This is a genomic window from Arthrobacter sp. 9AX (genome assembly GCF_902506095.1).
Taxonomy (GTDB): domain Bacteria; phylum Actinomycetota; class Actinomycetes; order Actinomycetales; family Micrococcaceae; genus Arthrobacter.
The window spans coordinates 2,044,917-2,060,668 of the sequence record NZ_LR733293.1; the positions used below are offsets into that span (position 1 = coordinate 2,044,917).

Here is a 15,752-nt window from a genome sequence, read left to right on the forward strand (position 1 = left end):
ACGACAACTTAACCAATGCAAGAGACCAATAGGGTAGGTATATGAGACGCGCAAAAATTGTGGCTACGTTCGGCCCGGCAATTGCCAGCTACGAAAACACCCTCGCGGTGCTGGAGGCCGGTGTTGACGTCGCCCGCATGAACATGAGCCACGGCGATTACTCCGTGCATGACAACACCTACGAGAACGTGCGGAAGGCCGCCGCCGACCTCGGCAAGCCTGTGGCCATCATGGCCGACCTGCAGGGTCCGAAGATCCGCCTGGGCCGGTTCGTTGACGGCCCTCACGCCCTCGCCGTCGGTGACACCTTCACCATCACCACCGAGGACGTTCCCGGCACCAAGGACATCGCCTCCACCACGCTGAAGAGCCTCACCGAGGACGTCAATGTTGGGGATGCGCTGCTGATCGACGACGGCAAGGTGGCGCTGCGTGCCGTTGCGGTTGACGACGTCAAGGTTGTCGCCGAGGTAACGGTGGGCGGCATGGTGTCCAACAACAAGGGCATCAACCTGCCCGGTGTGGCCGTCAACGTGCCCGCACTGAGCGAAAAGGATGAGGACGACCTCCGCTGGGCACTGCGCCGCGGCGTGGACCTGGTGGCACTGTCCTTCGTCCGGGACGCTTCGGACATCACCCGCGTGCACGAGATCATGGACGAGGAAGGCCGGCGCGCTCCGGTCATCGCCAAGATCGAAAAGCCGCAGGCCGTGGAGCAGCTGCCCGAGATCATCGACGCGTTCGATGCCATTATGGTGGCCCGTGGCGACCTTGGTGTGGAGCTTCCTTTGGAGGAAGTGCCGATCGTCCAGAAGCGCGCCATCGAGCTGGCGCGCCGCTGGGCCAAGCCGGTCATCGTGGCCACGCAGGTCCTGGAATCCATGATCGATAACCCGCGCCCCACCCGCGCCGAGGCGTCCGACTGCGCCAACGCTGTTCTTGATGGTGCTGACGCGGTGATGCTGTCCGGTGAGACCAGCGTGGGCAAGTACCCGATCGAGACCGTCAAGACCATGGCCCGGATCATCGAATCCACAGAGGTCCACGGCCTGGAGCGCGTCCCTCCGCTGGGCACCAAGCCCAAGACCCGCGGCGGCGCCATCACCCGTGCCGCCGTCGAAATCGCCGACCAGTTGGACGCGAAGTACATCTGTGCTTTCACCCAGTCCGGCGACTCCGCCCGCCGCCTGTCGCGCCTGCGCCCGATCAAGCCGGTCTTCGCTTTCACTCCGGTGGAGCAGGTTTGGAACCAGCTGGCGCTGACCTGGGGCATCCAGCCGGTGCTGGTGCAGATGGTGGACCACACTGACGCCATGACGGCGCAGGTGGACCGCAGCCTCTCGGACATGGGACTCGTCGAAGACGGCGACCTGGTGGTCATCGCCGCCGGTTCCCCTCCCGGAAAGGCCGGTTCGACCAACTCCTTGAAGGTGCACAAGGTGGGCGACCTCGCCGACTCCACGCGCGCCGGTGAGGTCACCAGCAATAAGGAAAAGCTCGGCCCCTGGCCGGAAAAGAAGAAGAAGGCCTAGGCTTTCTGACAACGAAAAGGACCCCTGCCGGTTGGCGGGGGTCCTTTTCGTTGTGCTCTTGTATGTTCCCGGTGGTGCCGGGCGGCAGGAGCCCGGCAGGCCGCCGTCGGGCGTTACCTGCCGGGCTGCCGGCGTTAGTTGACCTGGTTGATGATGGTCTCGGCGACTTCGCGCATGCTGAGGCGGCGGTCCATGGAGGTCTTCTGGATCCAGCGGAACGCTTCCGGCTCAGTGAGGCCCATCTTGGTGGTGAGCAGGCTCTTGGCACGCTCCACGAGCTTGCGGGTGGCGAACTGCTCCTGGAGGTCGGAGACTTCGCTTTCGAGTGCCTTGATTTCCTCATGGCGGGAGAGGGCGATCTCCAGGGCCGGGATGAGGTCGGCGGGGGTGAAGGGCTTCACCACATAGGCCATGGCGCCGGCGTCGCGGGCACGCTCCACGAGTTCCTTCTGGCTGAAGGCGGTCAGCAGCACCACGGGGGCGATGCGGGCCTTCACAATCTTTTCGGCCGCGGAAATGCCGTCCATCACGGGCATCTTGACGTCCATCAGGACGAGGTCCGGTTTCAGCTCTTCCGCCAGCTGGACGGCCTTCTCGCCGTTGTCTGCTTCGCCGATGACGTCATAGCCTTCGCCGCGCAGGATTTCGATGATGTCGAGGCGGATGAGGGTTTCATCTTCGGCCACAACGACGCGGCGCGCCGGCTGGGACGATGGTTTTGACTCCGTCTGTTCAGTCACGGGATCTCCTTGGAAAGGTACGGCGGGGACATCACTATCTTAGGTGCGCCCGGTCCGGTACTTGATCTGCATGGTCTAGTGCGGCGACGGCGGCGCGATTCTGGAATTCAGCCTATCTGCATGTAGAGTAATTCCGCGTACGTGAAGCGATCGCGTTGCTCACAATCAGCTGTGGGCGTACTGATTTGCTCCATGTATTCCGCGCCCGAGTGGCGGAATTGGCAGACGCGCCGCACTCAAAATGCGGTATCGAAAGGTGTGTGGGTTCGAGTCCCACCTCGGGCACAATGTTTCCGCAGGTCAGAGGCCTGTTTCCTCTTTGGGTGTTGACAAAACCGCCCAAAGTGTTGACAGCGGCGTACCGTTTTTTGTGTGGCAAGCATTCGGAAACGCACTAAAAAGGACGGCTCGTCGTCCTGCATGGTCTTGTGGCGGGACCCGAAGAGCCGCGAGCAGCAGGGCCTGACAGTTGCCACGATCGTCGAAGCTGAGACCCTCAAGAGGCTTCTGGACGCCAACGGCCAGTCCTTCGAAATCGCGCAGCATGCCATACTCTCCAACGAGAAGCGCGCACCCACCGTTGCTGAAGTCATTCAGGAGCACATCGACCTGCTGATCCGGCCGTCGAGCGGAACCACCAAGACATACCAGACCATGCTGGACCTGCATATCCGGAACATCGTCGGCCACGTGCCGGTGGACAAGCTGGACTACCGCCTGATCGCGCACTGGGTGAAGTCGATGATGGCCAAGGGCAAGGCGCCGAAGACCATCCACAACGTGCATGGCCTGATTTCGGCAGCGATGAATACGGCGGAGATGCTCGGCTACATCACGCGGAACCCCTGCCGTGGCGTGCAGCTTCCGGGTATTGAAAAGGCCGAGGATGAGGCCATGTTCCTCACCCATGCAGAGTTCAGCCTCATCATGGAGGGGATGGGGGAGCGGTACAAGGCCTTCACCAACTTCCTGGTCATGACCGGTACCCGCTTTGGGGAGGCCACCGCCCTTACCGTGGCCGACGTCGACCTGCTCTCCAAGCCGCCCACCGCCCGGATCAACAAGGCCTGGAAACGGGACGGCCAGAATCAGTTCTACATTGGGGCGACGAAGACAGGGGCCGGCAAGCGAACCATAGGGTTGAACCCTGCGCTTGTGGAATTGCTGATCCCGTTGGTGGCGAGCAGGCCCGGGAAGGAACTTGTCTTTACGACGCCCAAGGGTGAGCGCATCATCCACAAGCTCTACTGGCACCACTACTGGGTGCCTGCCGTTCACACCGCCCAGGCCATTGGGCTGACGAAGAATCCCCGGATTCACGACCTCCGCCACACGCACGCATCCTGGCTGATCCAGGACGGCGTGCCCTTGTTCACCATCTCGCGCAGGCTCGGCCACGCCTCTACCAGGACTACTGAGCAGGTGTACGGGCACTTGATGCCGGAGGCGCTTCAGGCTGGTGCTGACGCGACTGAGCGTTCCATTACGGCCTTTCTTCAATGACGGCGGTAGTGCAAGCACCGGGCGCTTCGGACCTCTGTCCCGGTTGATTCCCAGACTCGCGCTTACGTCATGTCGATTGGTCTCCATACGTCCATGGAAGGGGAAAGCACCCCTTCCATATTGGAGATCCCGTGGAGATCGAGTTCTTTGAACCTGCTGAAGCCGCCGCACTGATGCGCTGCACAGAGTCATGGCTCCGTGACGGCGCCACCAGTGGACGATTTCCGCACGCATGCTGGGGAAAGGGGAAGATCATTTTCACTTCCGAACACATTCTGGAAATCGCAAAGTTGAGTGAGGTCCTCCCCGCCAAGACTGCTTCGTCGCTCTCCGCGAGTGGGCACGCGACGAAGGAACGGCTCATCGGTACCCGCTCCAAAGTTAGACTCGCCACCGCGAATTGAGCGGGGCACCAATACGCGTCGCAACTGGGTATAAACAATCGCTTCGGCGAGGCGGCCACACTAAGCGGACGACGTGGGCCAGAGGAAACGAAATGTGGCAGGCACCACGGACACGGTTACGCTCGGCAGGCATTGGTAGAAGCTAGCGTTGAACGACCGTCGAAATCCCGAAGGACCATGAAGACCACCTGTTCTCCGGCCAGAATCCTGACCGCTGTCACCGCATTGACGCTGGCGGGGTCATTAGTAGGTTGCGACGCTGCAGCTAACGCTCTTGAGGCCAGTGAGTCTGCTCAAGGTAGCGCTGCCGCTGGGCCTGCCCCGCTCGACCCGGCGTTGGTGGGTGACGCTGCCGATGCCCTCGTCCAATTGGAAAGCATTCCTGTGAAGGGTCGCGCACCAAAGACCGGATACACGCGCGACGAGTTTGGACCGGCATGGGCTGACGTTGACCGAAACGGCTGCGACACCCGCAATGACATTCTCGCCCGAGACGTGACCGATGAGACGTTCAAGCCCGGCACCAACAACTGTGTGGTCATGACAGGAACCCTGGCCGATAAGTACACCGGCACTACGATTACCTTCACGCGCGGCCAGGACACGAGCTCCGACGTCCAGATCGACCACATCGTCGCGCTCAGCGACGCCTGGCAGAAGGGCGGACAGCAACTCAGCGACGACCAGCGCAAGGAACTCGCCAACGACCCCTTGAACCTCATGGCTACCGATGGCCCCACCAATAGTGCCAAGGGTGACAAGGATGCAGCTACTTGGCTTCCGCCGAACAAAGCTTTTCGATGCGAGTACGTGGCCCGCCAAACTGAGGTCAAGGCCAAGTACAGCCTATGGGTCACCAAAGCCGAACATGACGCGATTGTCGGCATTCTCGAAATCTGCAACTAAATCCATCGGCGGTGGCGAGTCGGCCAGGCGTCTTTGCTTTCATATGCGGAGGGCAGCGTTGGGCTGTTTTACTTGGGCCGAAGACAGACATGAAACGGTGCGCCGGCCGTCAAATAGGGGCTCAGGATGAGCGCACAGGCGACCAACAATCACGAGATATTCGACCGTGTCGTCGGACAACATCAAAGGTTCCCTCCGCCCGTCCGCGTGTAAACGGATGGTAGTAGACGGGCTGCCAACCCCGGGTCGCTCAGGCCGCGGCAGCCGTAGAACCGGCGGCAGATGGGCTCCCAAGCTAACAGGGGGAGCTAAATGATATTGTTCGGACCAATGCATAGGGGGATGAGTTGGGGAAAAAGGCGGCTAAACCTGGGCTAAAGGTTCTCGATCTGGTCACTTCGGACCATGGCTCAAAGGACTTATGGCAGGGCCGTGCTCAGGTGTTTGTGAAAGCGCCGCGAAAGGCTGGGCATGCTTTGATCCTGCATGAATTCCTGGCGGCTCGACTCGCCAACTCCCTTGGTATACCCGTCCCTTTTGGCGAAGTGTCCGACGTGATGAACGGTCGCGAGGCATGGACATCCGCCGTAGCAGGGCGGACGGGGAAGTTCTATGGTCCCCCCGATCTCAGCGAGGTCTACTCGAAAGAACCCCACATAATGGCTGGCGTAGCAGTGTTCGACGTCTGGATATACAACCCTGATAGGGTCTCTGAGAATCTCGTCTGGCACCCCAACATCGGTCTGTGGCCCATTGACCACGAGGGGGCATTCCTCGGCGAGCATCGGAGTGACCCGGCGGAACTCAACGAACTTGCGGATGAGGGTTTCCTCTATCCGGGCCGCAAGGCCATAGCTTTTAAACCTGAAGATTGCTCGGCTTGGACGAAGCTTATTTCACGGCAAGGCGCGGCCATTGCTGCTCACGCGCTGGACATCTGCCACACTCGAGCGTTGCTGACGCTGGACGCCAAAGCTCATTACTTAAACTTCCTCGAGCGGCGCGCCAAAAACATAGCGAAGCTAGTGGAGCACAGCTTGGAGCTAAGGGCTCATCCCGAATCTTTTCCGCTTCCGGGTGGCGCATACACTGAGCCGCTCCATTAGAACGTGTGTTCGATTACGCTGTAGCTTACTAACGAACGTTGGAGGTGTTTCCCCTGCACGCAGAATGGTTCCTCATTCAGTACACCCATGATCTGCGGCGCCATGAGCCCCGGAATGTCGGTATAGCTGTTAACTCTCCGGCGGGATGGCACCTTCAGTTCGTCGGTGAACGTCCGGACGGAGGCTTCGACGGTCATAAGTTGAAGAGCTTTAAGCTGGAGCGCGATTACTTCGAATCATGGGTGAAGTACTACCGGCGTTCGGCGGAATCAGACACGTGGGAGGACGCGCTGACTCTCCAACAGCGACGACCGCATAACTTCGCCATATCGACGGGCGGGGTGCAGCTTGAGACAGAGACGAATTGGCAAGCTTTCACAGCTCGTCTTTTCGGAGAACTTGTCGCCGATCCTGCTCCAAAGCCGGGTGATGACTTCGACAGCCGGGTAAGGAAGCTCTTCCGTGCTGCCAATATCACGCCGCAGGAGAACGTGGAGATGGAGGGACTTTGGACACCCGGCGGCCCGGTCCATCGCATCAGGTTTGACTTCGGCGTTCAGCAAGGCCAGGGCGGCATCATTGAGAAAGTTCCGCTTAGAGACACCCCCGTATTCAGCTTCAAAGGCAGGCGAGATGCCGTCCAGCTGCGAGATCCTAGAACGAAATTCATAGCTATAACCGAATGGACAGGCAGGGAAAGCGAAGACAAAATCGATGCGCTGCTGCACCCACTGGAAGAAATCGCCCAAACAATAAACCTTGAGGACAGCACTGCCGCAGATCAACTCGTAGAAGCGCTGGCTTTGTGACCGAGGCTCGCGGCCTCGCACCTACGCTTTAGGGGTCAGCTAAGTGGTTCATGAATAGGGCATCCGGCTGAAGCTTGCCCTATCAAACCTTCGCGGCACTGATGTCCACGGGGACGCGCCCAGGCGCTGGGGTTGACGGTATCTGTCCAGCCAACTCTTAGGACAGCCCTGCTGGATTTGAATCGAGCATCAGAACGCCTCCCCTCTGGACATGTCCAGAGGGGAGGCGTTCAATTGAAATTGGGGCGCCTGGTGCACTCCCGTGGCCGCCGTCAATGGCAGTCACAACTTGCTGTCCGCTGCAAGGAGGGGGCGGTATGGACCAGCAAAAATCGCAAGAACAGGGGCCAGTTCAGGTTGCGGCCGAGGCATTCGCATCACTGCGGCTACCGAACCACCTGACGCTGGAGAGGCTGATCGCCATCGTGGCCGCCCGACGTCGGCGTCGAATCGAGATCGAAGCCACGACGATCCTCAACGGCACGTCCGTCTGCGGTCTCTGGTTGTCGACGGATACTCGGGAAATCATTCTGCACGCCGTCACGGACTCAGCACTCCATAGGCAGCAGTTCATCCTTCATGAACTTGGGCATATGATCCTGCGCCACGATGAGTTGGGGATTTCCTCCGACTATGCAGGCAGCCTCTTCCCAAATCTTGACGGGGAGATGGTGTCACGAGCTTTGGCGCGGAGCAGCTTCGTCGACGATCTGGAGGCCGCAGCTGAGACTCTCGCGGATCTACTTGCCGGCGCTATCCGCGACAGCACCTTGGAGCCAAGGTCATTTGAACAGGTTTTCGGGTGATCCAGGCAGTCACGGCTGCGGTCATCTGGGGCCTCGTTCTGTGCTTGTTGCCCGGCCTGCGAACGAGGAAAGATCACAGCATCCTCGTTGCCGCCGTTGCGATTGCAACCGCCCTAACCTTGAATGTCGATCCAATCTATCTCGCGGGTGATCAAGCCCTCGGCAGCCACAACCTCCTGGATCTTCTCGCAAACATTCTGATGGTCGTGGGAATCTACTTCCTTTCCCAGGCGATCCTCCGGGCCGCAGAGCTCACCGATGCACCTCTGCGCAGAGACCGTCGCGGCCTCCTGATTTTGGGCCTGGTCACCGTGGGGCTGGTCCTTGCATTCCTCGGCATTGAAGCACCGGCGTCCTCAACCAAATTCATGTCGGATTACGGTGACCAGCCAGCTGCCGCCCTCTATTCCGCGATCCAGTTTGTTTACATCGGGGTGGTCGTCGGCGTCACCGGATACGTGCTTCAGATTCCGACGGCGGATGGCCGCTTCCTACTTCCGTGTCGCCTTCACCCTCATTGGCCTAGGCTGCCTCCTGGCTCTCGTCGTAGTGTTCTCAGTCTTGGGAGTGGACCTTGCCCATCTTCTCGGAGACCAGTCGACCATGCAGCAGTTGGCGGCTATATACGACACCAGTTTTGTCGGGGCGATGTTGTTCCTGTGTGCTGGACTGGCCCTGCCACCAGTAGCGCGCCGGATCGTTCAGCGAACGCAACAGAGGACTCAATCAGGCTTGCTCCTGGACCTCACATCCACTTGGGAGAAAGCTACAGTTACCCGCAAGGATGGACGCCTGGCGACGCCCACTGGTGTCATCGAGCGGGGAGACCCAGAGACGCGGAGGCTCCATCGGATGCTCGTCGAAATCGAGGATGCTCTCCTGATGGATCCCGCTGCTGCTAAGTTGCTGGATGAAGCTGATTTTCGAACATTGACTCGAACAGAGCATTATCTCGCCTCCCATAGGGACACGCAGGGTAGTCGATTGGGCATTGCGCGATGGGGGAGGGGGAAGAACTCAAGTGGCAGATGATGCCGTAGAACCCTCGGAGTCGCCCCAGGCCAGGCTCGCTCGCAAGATCAATCTCTTGCTGGATTTGTATGAGTCTCGAGGAACAGGTCCCTTGTCCTACAAGGAAGTCAGCGAAGCAATGGCTCAGCATGGCACGCCGTTGTCGCGGTCAAGATGGGCCTACATGCGAAACGGTGACAGCTCCCTGGCTATGGACCAGGAACTGCTGCAGAACCTCGCGGCATTCTTCGGGGTGGATCGCCGCTACCTCCTGGATGACTCAACAGAGTTACCCGAACTGGTGAAAGCCCAGCTGCGCCTCTTGAAGTCCATGCGTGAGGCTCGGGTTAGGAACTTTGCGGCCAGGCAACTCCAGGACTTGTCCCCTGAGACGCTCGCCCGACTTCGGGATGTAATCGACAAGCATGCCGGGGATGGCGAAGATGAAAGCTCCTAGCGTGCTGGGCCGTTTAGCCTTAGGAGTCGTAGGTGTAGCAGCAGTGACGTTCCTTGGCGCTGCCTACTTTGCGCGCAGGGTGGTGGTGCCGAGCACCACACGTCGGGAGGATCTTTCCATCAGGCAAGTCTTGTCCGGCGACGATGGATCCCTGAGGGTTGAACTGCCAGCGACCCCATTAACGAGAGCCCCAGGCCGATACAGCTTGTGGTTCGGCAACGGCAAAGGCCACGCCTGCATCGGTCCTGTCGTAGACGAAGAGATGCATAAGGGAACATTGACTCGGCTCGTGGAGCGAGTCGACTCCGGTGACCTACACGCTGCTACCGCCGGCATCTGGAGCGGGTACGCCTACTCCAAACCCGAGCAACTGGGCCTGCCTTTTGAGAACGTGGAAATTCAGGTCGACGGCGGTATGGCACCCGCATGGAGATTCGCGCCCACGGCCGACGGTCCGGGATCTTCGACATGGGCCATCCACGCGCATGGGATGGGTGGGAAACGCGCCGGCGCCCTTCGCGGTGTTCCTGTTCCGAGCAGACTCGGCATCACATCGCTGGTCGTGTCATTCCGGAACGATGGCGAAGCGCCGCCGTCGAACGATTCTCGGTACTCGTTGGGCCAGAATGAGTGGTTAGACATCGAAGCGGCCATTAGGTACGCCGTGGACCACGGCGCTGAACGGCTCGTATTGTTCGGATGGTCTCTCGGCGGTTCCATGGCTCTGCGTGCAGCAAGCCTCTCAGCCCATTCTCATCGGATCATCGGCCTGGTGCTCGTGGCTCCCGTCCTGGATTGGACTGAGACTCTGACGTCTAACGGGAGCGCCACTGGGTTGCCGGAAGTTATAGTCAGGGCCGGGCTGATGATGTTGGGTTCGAATGCCGGCCGCTGGGTCACGGGCCTCAAGCAATCCATTGACCTCTCCGCGCTGGACTGGGTTACCCGCGCTGGTGACCTCAAGACGCCGACCCTCATATTGCATGGGATCGACGATAAATCGACACCGATGGCAGTCTCTGCGCGATTCGCCGAGCTACGACCAGACCTCGTTCAGTTGGTTCGCTTCGATGTTCCGGGGCATTCACTCGAGTGGAACGCCGATACCGAGAGGTGGGAGTCGTCCGTTACGCGCTTCCTGAAGTCGCTGCCCGCTGACTGAAACGTGGCAGCAAGGTCCGCAAGTTCCCTTTCCACCAAATCCGGCCGCGCTTTATACGTTCCCGAATCGAGGATGACAACGCCTGCCTCGCATAGAAGACTGAGGTGTTTGCGGACAGAGGAAGCAGAAATGGTGAGGGCTGCAGTAACCTCATGGTAGGTCGCCGGGCCATGGGTCATCAAATAGCGAATGAGGCGGCTTCGCGTCCGGTTCATCAAGATGTTCGCCATGGAGACCACCATCAGGTGACGAGGGAATCTTGTGCGGCCCGCTGTAGACGGGTCTACAGCAAAACGATACGCTCATCCACATACGGATGGAAGGAAGAAGCCCCGCTTCTTGCAAGTGGAGTTGGCCAAGGCAATACTGGGCAACAATTAGTGACCCGCCGACGATAGCCAGGTCTGGCCTGGGAGGTGAATCGTGTCTGGAGACGAAGAAGGTCTGAAAGGCGCGGAACTCTCTCCCCAAGCCGAACTTGCACGCCGCCTAAACCTGCTGCTCGACGTCGTCGTTGCAGAGCGAGGACAACCCGTTACGTTCCGCGAAGTCCAGCAAAAGCTGGCGGAGAAGGGCATTAAGCTTTCCAGAGCCCGCTGGTTCTACATGAAGGACGGCACAGGCAGGCTGGTGAGCGACCCGGCGCTACTAGGCGCCTTGTGCGACATATTCAATGTGGACCCGGCCTATCTGCTGGGCAGCGGCGCCGCAGATCTGCCCGCGCGTATTGATTCTCAGCTTGAGTTTGTGAAGTCTCTCCGCGCTGCGAGAGTGAAGACCTTCGCGGCTCGGACTCTTGGTGACGTGTCTCCAGAGACACTTCGGGCGATCACGGAGTACCTGAACAAGGACATCAGCCGCCGGCCAGAAGGGGAGAGGGCCGAGGCCAGTCCGCAGTTGGACGCGGATGACGCGCCCGAGCGCGCAGACTAAACGACGGGCTCATCTTTCCAACACACCGCGGCTACTTCTCTAGCAAGTACTTAAGGTGAGCGTCGAGCAGTTCCTTGATCCGGACAGGGTTCGCCGAATACCGCGGTGACCGTCCGTGCCTACGCCCAGGCTCGACGTCGACCATCACTACACCTGCCTCTTCGAGCGCCGCTAGATGCTTGGCAACGCTGGGATCGCCCGCGCTGACAGCAGCGACGATATCCCCGCGCGTCGCCGGCCCAGTGGCCGTGAGGAATCGAAGAATCTCGTTTCGAGCGCGGTTGCCGAAGGTTGCGACGGCAGCCTCGACGTCGGCCGACCAAGCGGCGTCGTGGGGCTGCGTAATTCTCGGCATAAGGTCATTCTTCCCGAAGGCGGTGCAAAAAGTAAGAACCGCACTCTTGACGATACTTTAATTATCTTCGACAATAATTCCTGTAGCTTCTTCTGGTCGTTGTTGGATCTCCGCATCCACTAACTGGGGTGGCCGTTTGCGCGACTCTGCGAACTACTCGATCTGAACACTCAAAGCGGTGAAGCCATGGAAATTGAAGCCAGGGCGTATCAATCTACAAAGGGATCAGAGACGGTCGCTGACGTTGACGTCTCATTGCGAAGCGCACCTCCGCCGGGAGAGCCCGTCGTCCAGATCGATCGAATTATGGTCGCGGTTGATGGCGTGCACCGTTACGTCGTTTCTCGGCTCGCACGGATCGGGCGAGCCTGCGACGTGGACGACGTCATGCAAGATATCCGGGTCGCCGTCTGGGACGGGGTTGCGCGGGGACGCTACCGGGAGCTGCCCGGCATCCCCTTTGAAGCGTGGGTCCAAGGTGTCTGCAATAAGATCTGCGCTGCCCATATCCGGCGCGAGCTTAGCCATCAAACGTTGCCCTTGCTTGTTGACTTCACGACGACGGAGAGCTCGCCCGAGCTTCTTGCTGTCGTCCAGGCTGGGGCGGCAGGAAACGACGCCGAGAACTATGTCGATAGGCGTGGGCACACGCCATGCTGGGCCTAATTCAGCGCAGCGTCAGTGAGGAAACCTGGAGGCTTGCCGTGTCCAGCCTCACAGGGCCGAGACACTACGGCCCTCCGTCTCCTAAGGACCGGCGTCGATGGCATGCCGTAACCGTCGTTCGGCAGACGGCCAAAACAATCAACACTGCATTGAACTGCCATCCCGAACCTGGATTAGGCGTCGACGAACTCTGTCAGTGCGCTGCCAACTGCCTTCCCACAAACGTCCTGCGGAGCGTCGCGGAAACTATTGTCCGTCCGGGCCTGCGAGGACTGGATAGGTCCGTTCAGATGGCTGCTCTTGCCCGCGAGCTCGGCGTCACCGAGAGGTACATCGCTGTGAATATCGGATTTGCTCGGCAGCTGTATCTAGCAGCTTGGCGCGTGCTTCAGCACGAAGTGAACAGGCCGGCTGTGTAGGTCGTGGTTGTCGTTCACCGGAGTTGGCTATGAATTGGTTCCGTAGAGTTGGCCGCCGGGAATGGTTGGCGGCAGGGCTGATCGCCCTGCTCATGATTAGTGCAGTCTTTCTATTTTGGCCTGCCGGTAGCCCCAGCGGACCGGTCCCGCCGACCACTTCCGCAACCGCGCCTTCGACAGTGAAGCCATCAGGCACTGCCACTGCACCGGGCAGTACGTTCGGCGTTCCTGGCGAGCCGGTTACGCCAGAGACAATGCAGGATGGTTTGCCACGTACGCTCGATTACCGGGCGCTCGCTGTAGCGGCAGCCAAGGGAATCTATAGCTGGGACAGCCGCTCGTCGTCGTACTCGGATGTATATGCCAAGGTGCGCTCGTGGTGGGAGTTGCTGCCTGATGGATCGAATCCCTTATCTGTGCTGGTTCGAGAGCTTGAAGGGACAGGCGTGACAGCCGGGACCTTCACCGCCCTGGCAGACCAGTCCGCTCGTCGAAGCAGCATCGCCGAGTCCCTGCGCTGCGATCTAGAGTTGGCCAAAGTCCAGGAGTATCCGGCCCCGTGGGAGGGCCTTCACGTATGCACGGTGATCGTGCAAGTTGTGGACGAGTCTAGTAACGGCAGAATCGCCTATGCGGCACCCGTCACGGTGATGGTCAACTGTCCTCCTGCCACCACCGCTCCATCTGGGCACTGCGCCATGGTTGCCTTTTACGCAACCGCAGAGAGAATCGTCTACTAGTGGCTGCACTGGTGGCCGTCGCAAACCTCATGCGGCGCCGTGCATTGTTGAAGGTCGTATCGGCGGTCGCTTTCCCCGCTCTGCTTGTTGGCGCCATGGCATTTGCTGGAAGCGTGGCGGAGGTAACTGGTATGGCGCGCCAATCCACAGTTGCCTGTACACCAGGGGGAACCGAGGTGGCCGCTGCCCCTAACGTCACCGGTGCCGGCTTGGAAGTTCGGAACGCTGGGCGCTTGCTCTACGAGCTGACGCCTCGGCAGGAGAGCGTTGCACGGACATACATCGCGGTCGGTAAGCAGCTTGGAATACCACGCTCCGGGCAGATCATCGCCATCATGATGGCGCTGCAGGAGTCCAGCCTGCGCATGCTCGCGAACCCCAGCGTGCCGGCTTCGTTACAGTTCCCCAATGACGGCGTTGGACGTGACCACGACTCGATCGGTTCAGCCCAGCAACGTCCGGCGGCAGGTTGGGGGACGGTTGAGCAGCTGATGGACGCCTCATACAACGCGCGTGCCTTCTTTGGCGGTCCGTCGGGACCGAACGGCGGCAGTCCTCGAGGGCTCCTGGACATTCCCGGTTGGCAGGGAATGGACAAAGGTCTGGCGGCCCAAGCAGTCCAGGTGTCTGCTTTTCCCGAACTGTATGCGCGTTGGGAGCCGGCGGCCACGGCAATCGTTGCTGCGCTTGAGGGTGGCACTGCTCCAGCCTCCTGTGCAGATTCCTCCTCCGGACCGCGGCCTGGGGCATCTTCCCGTAACTTGAGCCAGCTGCGGCAGGACATTTTGAGGTTCACGCAGGAAGGTTTGGGCGGAAGATATGTGTGGGGAGGCACTGCTTTCAAAGCCTGGGATTGCTCTGGCTTTGTGCAGTGGATCTACAGGCAGGCCGGAATCGAGCTGCCCAGAGTAGAACAGTGGCGGGTCGGTGTCCGAACCGAGGATCCTCAACCGGGAGATCTCGTTGTCCAAAATCCGCAGGGACCGGACAACTGGGGCCATGTCGGCATCTACGCGGGCGACGGAATGATGTGGAGCGCTTTGAACCCTGCGGTAGGGACGCTGCTGCATCCCGTGAGCTGGAATTCTGGCGCGGCCTACTTCGACCTGACTAGGCGCTGAAGAACTGGGCCCCTGCAGCCGATGATCGTCGGCACCGATTCGCAGACCCGTCAGACTGTTTTCGCTGCAAGCAATCCCCGCCTATAGCGTGTCAGAACCGGTGGCCAGCTCGACATCGACATATTCGCGGTTCCGCACGGGGTTATCACGTGGCTCCCACTCCCCATAAACGGATGTTGGAAAATTTATGGGTCCACAAGCATGTCTTCTCGCAGGCAAGTGGCGAGTGGGTCAAACCCGCCTGGCCGTCCTGCGGCCTCGTGAACACTTGTAGCTAGGGTCAGCATTTCAGACTCCTACGTATGGATGTGTCTCGCATGATTGTCGCCCTTCTGCTGCTCTGGTTCGGCCTATCAAAATAACGGCTTCATCAAAGACCTGCCTGAACACTTTTGCGGCACGACGTCCTAGTAGTGCGTGGGTATAGGAACAACTGGAGGACTTGGTGCGCAGTACTCGCCCTGAAGGCTTTTCTGGGCCTCCAGTTAAACGGTACATCTGAGCGTTTAGGAGCCTTCGTCAATGCGGGCGGCGGCGCTTTCGCCCGACCCTCCCGCTCCATACGCCTGCCGATTGATCCGGATTTACCAGTAACTATGTCGGGTTAAAAGGCGCTTTACAGACTGCTGTGAATTTTCTCGTATCGTCGTATTCGCGTTTGGGCGGTCTCGAACTGCCTTGGTTTAGGCCAAGAAGTCATGTCGCTGCTGTCCGCTATCTCCATGAACCCGTGAGCTCATCTGCTCACTCCATGGAATACGACGGACGGACCAACCATGTACTTTGCAGCGGTAGACCCTGGAATTACCCCAAACGCGAGCTTTCCCTTCTTGGAATCGCTCAAACAGGTTGGCGGCGGCATACTCGTCGGCGCATTCATCATCATTGCCATCGTGGCCATCATCGGGGCCGCGATGCTGCTGGCCGGAAAGCTTAGCCAGTCTTCCCGCCTTGCCTCCGGCGGCGGAGTAATCCTTCTCTGGACAGGCCCGGTTGCCGCGATACTCGGCGGCATCAACGGCTACATCCTCTGGTCACAGACAGCGTTCCCACTCGGGTTCTAGATCATGCCCGTTGAGTGC

General features: G+C 59.9%; 17 protein-coding genes and 1 tRNA gene. 15 read left to right on the top strand and 3 right to left on the bottom strand.

The genetic code is table 11. The features are described 5' to 3' along the window. Nucleotides 1-41: 41 nt before the first annotated feature. On the top strand, nucleotides 42-1,532 hold the full coding sequence (gene pyk, locus BACI348_RS09330) for a pyruvate kinase (protein ID WP_159825182.1): 1,491 nt from the start codon (nucleotides 42-44) through the stop codon (nucleotides 1,530-1,532). Between the two features lie 134 nt (nucleotides 1,533-1,666). On the opposite strand, the gene BACI348_RS09335 is transcribed toward pyk, so the two are convergent. Then, nucleotides 1,667-2,272, bottom strand: coding sequence for an ANTAR domain-containing response regulator (locus BACI348_RS09335; RefSeq protein ID WP_120691251.1), 606 nt, complete (start codon nucleotides 2,270-2,272; stop codon nucleotides 1,667-1,669). A 203-nt stretch (nucleotides 2,273-2,475) separates the two neighbouring features. Here BACI348_RS09335 and BACI348_RS09340 point away from each other — a divergent pair. The 9 genes from BACI348_RS09340 to BACI348_RS09380 all read left to right on the top strand — a co-directional run bounded on the left by BACI348_RS09340 (nucleotide 2,476) and on the right by BACI348_RS09380 (nucleotide 10,436). Next, a tRNA-Leu gene (locus BACI348_RS09340) sits at nucleotides 2,476-2,557 on the top strand. An 87-nt stretch (nucleotides 2,558-2,644) separates the two neighbouring features. Further along, complete coding sequence (locus tag BACI348_RS09345) at nucleotides 2,645-3,775, top strand: tyrosine-type recombinase/integrase (protein ID WP_159825184.1); 1,131 nt, start codon at nucleotides 2,645-2,647, stop codon at nucleotides 3,773-3,775. Nucleotides 3,776-3,906: 131 nt separating this feature from the next. Further along, nucleotides 3,907-4,179, top strand: a complete 273-nt coding sequence (locus BACI348_RS09350) for a hypothetical protein (RefSeq protein WP_159825186.1) — start codon at nucleotides 3,907-3,909, stop codon at nucleotides 4,177-4,179. Nucleotides 4,180-4,356: 177 nt separating this feature from the next. Then, nucleotides 4,357-5,085 carry an HNH endonuclease family protein gene (locus BACI348_RS09355; protein ID WP_159825188.1) on the top strand — a complete coding sequence of 243 codons (729 nt, stop codon included), beginning with the start codon at nucleotides 4,357-4,359 and terminating at the stop codon, nucleotides 5,083-5,085. Nucleotides 5,086-5,531: 446 nt separating this feature from the next. Continuing rightward, entirely contained in the window at nucleotides 5,532-6,191 is a 660-nt protein-coding gene (locus BACI348_RS09360) for a hypothetical protein (RefSeq protein WP_328700009.1), read from the top strand. A 38-nt stretch (nucleotides 6,192-6,229) separates the two neighbouring features. Next, a complete protein-coding gene (locus BACI348_RS09365; RefSeq protein WP_159825192.1) occupies nucleotides 6,230-7,000 on the top strand; it encodes a hypothetical protein in 771 nt (256 codons plus the stop codon). A gap of 317 nt (nucleotides 7,001-7,317) precedes the next feature. Continuing rightward, a complete protein-coding gene (locus BACI348_RS09370) occupies nucleotides 7,318-7,806 on the top strand; it encodes a hypothetical protein (RefSeq protein ID WP_159825194.1) in 489 nt (162 codons plus the stop codon). Nucleotides 7,807-8,827: 1,021 nt separating this feature from the next. Beyond that, complete coding sequence (locus tag BACI348_RS09375; protein WP_159825196.1) at nucleotides 8,828-9,274, top strand: hypothetical protein; 447 nt, start codon at nucleotides 8,828-8,830, stop codon at nucleotides 9,272-9,274. Beyond that, the gene (locus BACI348_RS09380; protein ID WP_503487633.1) at nucleotides 9,261-10,436 is read left to right on the top strand and encodes an alpha/beta hydrolase family protein; all 1,176 of its coding nucleotides are present in this window, start codon (nucleotides 9,261-9,263) and stop codon (nucleotides 10,434-10,436) included. Before BACI348_RS09375 ends, BACI348_RS09380 begins: the two co-directional genes overlap by 14 nt. Here BACI348_RS09380 and BACI348_RS21095 read toward each other — a convergent pair. Continuing rightward, nucleotides 10,328-10,678 carry a helix-turn-helix domain-containing protein gene (locus tag BACI348_RS21095; protein ID WP_442858495.1) on the bottom strand — a complete coding sequence of 117 codons (351 nt, stop codon included), beginning with the start codon at nucleotides 10,676-10,678 and terminating at the stop codon, nucleotides 10,328-10,330. The genes BACI348_RS09380 and BACI348_RS21095 overlap by 109 nt on opposite strands. Before the next feature lie 181 nt (nucleotides 10,679-10,859). On the opposite strand from BACI348_RS21095, the gene BACI348_RS09390 reads away from it, so the two are divergent. Then, nucleotides 10,860-11,369: a hypothetical protein gene (locus tag BACI348_RS09390; protein WP_236557504.1), complete on the top strand. Its 510-nt coding sequence runs from the start codon at nucleotides 10,860-10,862 to the stop codon at nucleotides 11,367-11,369. 31 nt (nucleotides 11,370-11,400) lie between these two features. On the opposite strand, the gene BACI348_RS09395 is transcribed toward BACI348_RS09390, so the two are convergent. Then, entirely contained in the window at nucleotides 11,401-11,724 is a 324-nt protein-coding gene (locus BACI348_RS09395) for an ArsR/SmtB family transcription factor (RefSeq protein ID WP_157238423.1), read from the bottom strand. A gap of 186 nt (nucleotides 11,725-11,910) precedes the next feature. On the opposite strand from BACI348_RS09395, the gene BACI348_RS09400 reads away from it, so the two are divergent. The 4 genes from BACI348_RS09400 to BACI348_RS09415 all read left to right on the top strand — a co-directional run bounded on the left by BACI348_RS09400 (nucleotide 11,911) and on the right by BACI348_RS09415 (nucleotide 15,734). Then, a complete protein-coding gene (locus BACI348_RS09400) occupies nucleotides 11,911-12,390 on the top strand; it encodes an RNA polymerase sigma factor (protein WP_159825202.1) in 480 nt (159 codons plus the stop codon). 865 nt (nucleotides 12,391-13,255) lie between these two features. Next, nucleotides 13,256-13,549, top strand: coding sequence for a hypothetical protein (locus tag BACI348_RS09405; RefSeq protein ID WP_159825204.1), 294 nt, complete (start codon nucleotides 13,256-13,258; stop codon nucleotides 13,547-13,549). Continuing rightward, nucleotides 13,549-14,670, top strand: a complete 1,122-nt coding sequence (locus BACI348_RS20670; protein ID WP_159825206.1) for a C40 family peptidase — start codon at nucleotides 13,549-13,551, stop codon at nucleotides 14,668-14,670. Before BACI348_RS09405 ends, BACI348_RS20670 begins: the two co-directional genes overlap by 1 nt. 830 nt (nucleotides 14,671-15,500) lie before the next feature. Beyond that, the gene (locus tag BACI348_RS09415; RefSeq protein ID WP_159825208.1) at nucleotides 15,501-15,734 is read left to right on the top strand and encodes a hypothetical protein; all 234 of its coding nucleotides are present in this window, start codon (nucleotides 15,501-15,503) and stop codon (nucleotides 15,732-15,734) included. Nucleotides 15,735-15,752 lie beyond the last annotated feature (18 nt).

Excerpts from the sequence above, each read along its gene's own strand:
- pyk (WP_159825182.1), top strand. The coding sequence starts at position 42 with ATGAGACGCGCAAAAATTGTGGCTACGTTCGGCCCGGCAATTGCCAGC.
- BACI348_RS09355 (WP_159825188.1), top strand. The coding sequence starts at position 4,357 with ATGAAGACCACCTGTTCTCCGGCCAGAATCCTGACCGCTGTCACCGCA.
- BACI348_RS09370 (WP_159825194.1), top strand. The coding sequence starts at position 7,318 with ATGGACCAGCAAAAATCGCAAGAACAGGGGCCAGTTCAGGTTGCGGCC.
- BACI348_RS09380 (WP_503487633.1), top strand. The coding sequence starts at position 9,261 with ATGAAAGCTCCTAGCGTGCTGGGCCGTTTAGCCTTAGGAGTCGTAGGT.
- BACI348_RS21095 (WP_442858495.1), bottom strand. The coding sequence starts at position 10,678 with ATGGTGGTCTCCATGGCGAACATCTTGATGAACCGGACGCGAAGCCGC.
- BACI348_RS09395 (WP_157238423.1), bottom strand. The coding sequence starts at position 11,724 with ATGCCGAGAATTACGCAGCCCCACGACGCCGCTTGGTCGGCCGACGTC.
- BACI348_RS09400 (WP_159825202.1), top strand. The coding sequence starts at position 11,911 with ATGGAAATTGAAGCCAGGGCGTATCAATCTACAAAGGGATCAGAGACG.